This is a genomic window from Aquifex sp., from assembly GCF_056494385.1.
Genome location: NZ_JBSLZM010000061.1, coordinates 1 through 2,849 on the forward strand (window position 1 = coordinate 1; position 2,849 = coordinate 2,849).

Sequence of the window (2,849 nt, forward strand, 5' to 3'; positions counted from 1 at the left end):
GGTAAGCTCCTACACAGTTCATCCTTCCTTTTACACATCTTCGGGTTCGGAGAGCAGGGAGAACACGGAGCGGGATTTTTTAAATACTTTCCAATCAAGGGATAAAAGCCGTAAATCTCGGAGGTTGCGGTATAAACGGTTATGGCCGGAACACCTAAGGCATTTGCTATATGAACGGGAGAGGAGTCGTTAGCGATAACGAGCTTAGCCCCCTTTATAACACCCATAAGCTCCCTCAGGCTCGTTTTTCCAACGAGGTTTAAAAAATCCTTTTTAGTTAACAATTTTAGTTCCTTAACCTTTTCAATGTCGTGCTTCGTTCCCGTAATAACCGCGGGAATGTGTAGCTCGTTTATTAGCTTAGCCCAGTTTTTTATACTCCACTCCTTGAGCCTGAAGTTGGAGAAGGGGGAAATAACTACGTACTCTTTTTCCCTTAGGGAAAATTTTTTAAGAATTTCCTTAAACTCCCCCTCTCCAAGTTTTAACTCCGTTTCTTTTAAAAATTTTTTTACACCGAGAGGTTTAAGAAGTCTAAGATTTCTCTCAACCTCATGAATACCCCACTCGTGCTTAACCCTCTTTGTATAGAGAAAGGAAAGTTCCGCTCTGTCAAAACCTATTCTTTCCTTTATACCGGAAAAGTATAGTATAAGAGAGGTTCTCATTGAGCGATGGGGAGAAACTACTACGTCATACTCCCTTATTTTCTTTCTTATCTTAAAACTTTCCCAAAATCCCTTTGAAAAGGGAATTAGTTCTATATCAAATCCTCTTAAGAGTTCCGATATAAAAGGTCTTCCTACGAAACCTATTTTTGCGTCAGGAAAGTTTAACCTTAAGGTTTTTATAAGGGACGTGGCGAGAACCACGTCCCCGAGATACGCAGTCTGCCAGATTAATACCTTCACTCGGATATAGGGGGTGTATACTTCTCTATTTTAGCTATATACCACTTTTTACCTTCCTTTACCACTATGAAGGAAAAGAGTTTCTCAAGGCCTTCCTTGTCCTTTACGCTCACTATAACCTTAGCGGTTGATTTTGAAAGCATTCTGGCATCCTTTATGTCAACGTCGTCTATGTTCGCACCCATCGTGCTGAAGACACACGCAAGTAGTTCCGAGGGTCTTAGCTCCGTAAACTGAACGGGAAGCTTTAGGTTCTTAGCGAGCTCGTCTCTGTAGGTCGGGTGGACGTACTTTATGGCATCCTTTCCTTCCCCTTCCATTATCTCTTCCATAAACTCGTCAACGGTCTCCTTAGCACCGCTGTAAGGCTCTCCGCAGGACTTTAGGAGAAGTGCTCCTGCAAAAACCGCCGCTATTATTAAAACGGGTTTTTTCATTCTCCGCCGACCTCCTTTAAGTTCAATATTTTAGATTAAAATAACTTGTATGCAGGAAAAGGACTGTATATTCTGCAAAATAGTGAGGGGGGAACTCCCTTCAAAGAAGGTATACGAGGACGAACAGGTTTACGCCTTTCACGATATAAACCCCGTAGCCCCCGTTCACGTTCTTATAGTTCCCAAAAAGCACATAGTCGGTGTTCAAACCATTGAGCCCGAGGACGAATGCCTCGTGGGACATATGTTTTACGTCGCCAGAAAGATAGCGGAACAGCTCGGTATAGCTCCGGACGAGAATCTTAATAAGGGATACAGGCTCGTTTTCAACGTAGGTAAAGATGCGGGACAGAGTGTTTTTCACCTTCACCTCCACCTGATAGGCGGAAGAAAGATGGATTGGCCTCCGGGCTAAATGAAAACCTTCGTTTTAGACCTAAATGGAAAAAGTTGTCCCAATAAGAAAATCCCCTTAATAAAAGAATTAGGGGAAAGAACTGCCTTAACGGTCGGAAATTTTGACGGAATACACCTTGGACACAGGTATCTGATAGAAAAACTCAAGGAAGAGGCGAAAAAGAGAGACTTAAAGAGTGTTGTCCTTACCTTCTGTCCCCACCCGCTGAAGGTTCTTGCTCCGCAGCTGCTTCCCTGTGAGCTTACGGATATAGACGAGAAGATAGAAATTTTATCGGGGCTCGGTGTTGATTACACGGTATTTATAAGGTTTGACAGGGATTTTTCAAAGGTAAGGGCAAAGGAGTTTCTAAAGGGTATACTTTACGAAAGACTGGGGTGTAGGTATCTCCTCGTAGGTTATGACTGGAGATACGGCTACAAAAGAGAAGGGGAGATTGAGCTCGCAAAAGAAATAGGAGAGGAGCTGGGCTTTGAGGTTGAAGAGGCGGAACCCTTCAGAATTGAAGACCACGTAGTGAGTAGCACTCTCATAAGAAGGCTCCTAAGGGAGGGAAGGGTTGAGGAGGTAAAGAAATACCTGGGGCACAACTACTGGGTCAGGAGAAAGGTCGTGAAGGGAGAGGGAAGAGGTAGTAAGATAGGATTTCCGACCGCAAACCTCCAGAACACGGAAAACCTCTGTTTAAAGGAAGGTGTTTACGCGGTAAGGGTTGAAGAAAGGTACAAAGGTGTTGCGAATTACGGATACAGACCCACTTTCGGAGGAGGAAAGAGGGTTCTTGAGGTGTTCATACTTGACTACGAGGGGAATCTGAGGGGAAAGAGGATAAAGGTTGAGTTTTTAAAGTTCCTTAGGGAGGAAAGAAAATTCAACTCTGTTGATGAGCTTATAAGCCAGATAAAGAAGGACGTGGAAAGGGTAAGGAAGGAAGTAAATGATTAGGGAGATAGACGAAGGGTATATGAGGCTAGCCCTTTCCCTTGCGAAGAAAAGGAAAGGATACACTCACCCGAACCCTACGGTGGGTGCTGTAGTTGTAAAAGACGGAAAGATAATAGGACTGGGATACCACGAAAAGGC

The 2,849-nt window shown here is 43.8% G+C and carries 4 protein-coding genes and 1 pseudogene; 3 read left to right on the top strand and 2 right to left on the bottom strand.

Features of this window, described 5'->3' with window-relative positions:
• Positions 1–911 (bottom strand): glycosyltransferase family 9 protein (locus tag ACWB1W_RS04855; protein WP_479370263.1); only part of this gene is annotated, 911 nt, incomplete at its 3' end.
• Entirely contained in the window at positions 908–1,348 is a 441-nt protein-coding gene (locus ACWB1W_RS04860; RefSeq protein ID WP_479370264.1) for a DUF4878 domain-containing protein, read from the bottom strand. The genes ACWB1W_RS04860 and ACWB1W_RS04855, both read right to left, overlap by 4 nt.
• Before the next feature lie 49 nt (positions 1,349–1,397).
• Here ACWB1W_RS04860 and ACWB1W_RS04865 point away from each other — a divergent pair, with 49 nt between their 5' ends.
• The 3 genes and pseudogenes from ACWB1W_RS04865 to ACWB1W_RS04875 all read left to right on the top strand — a co-directional run.
• On the top strand, positions 1,398–1,763 hold the full coding sequence (locus tag ACWB1W_RS04865; protein WP_479370265.1) for a histidine triad nucleotide-binding protein: 366 nt from the start codon (positions 1,398–1,400) through the stop codon (positions 1,761–1,763).
• The gene (locus ACWB1W_RS04870; protein WP_479370266.1) at positions 1,764–2,711 is read left to right on the top strand and encodes a bifunctional riboflavin kinase/FAD synthetase; all 948 of its coding nucleotides are present in this window, start codon (positions 1,764–1,766) and stop codon (positions 2,709–2,711) included. It abuts the gene before it with no gap.
• Positions 2,704–2,849: pseudogene (locus tag ACWB1W_RS04875) on the top strand (bifunctional diaminohydroxyphosphoribosylaminopyrimidine deaminase/5-amino-6-(5-phosphoribosylamino)uracil reductase RibD); the annotation flags it as partial. The gene ACWB1W_RS04870 and the pseudogene ACWB1W_RS04875, both read left to right, overlap by 8 nt.

Coding starts and splice junctions, on each gene's coding strand:
- ACWB1W_RS04860 (WP_479370264.1), bottom strand. CDS start 1,348: ATGAAAAAACCCGTTTTAATAATAGCGGCGGTTTTTGCAGGAGCACTT.
- ACWB1W_RS04865 (WP_479370265.1), top strand. CDS start 1,398: ATGCAGGAAAAGGACTGTATATTCTGCAAAATAGTGAGGGGGGAACTC.
- ACWB1W_RS04870 (WP_479370266.1), top strand. CDS start 1,764: ATGAAAACCTTCGTTTTAGACCTAAATGGAAAAAGTTGTCCCAATAAG.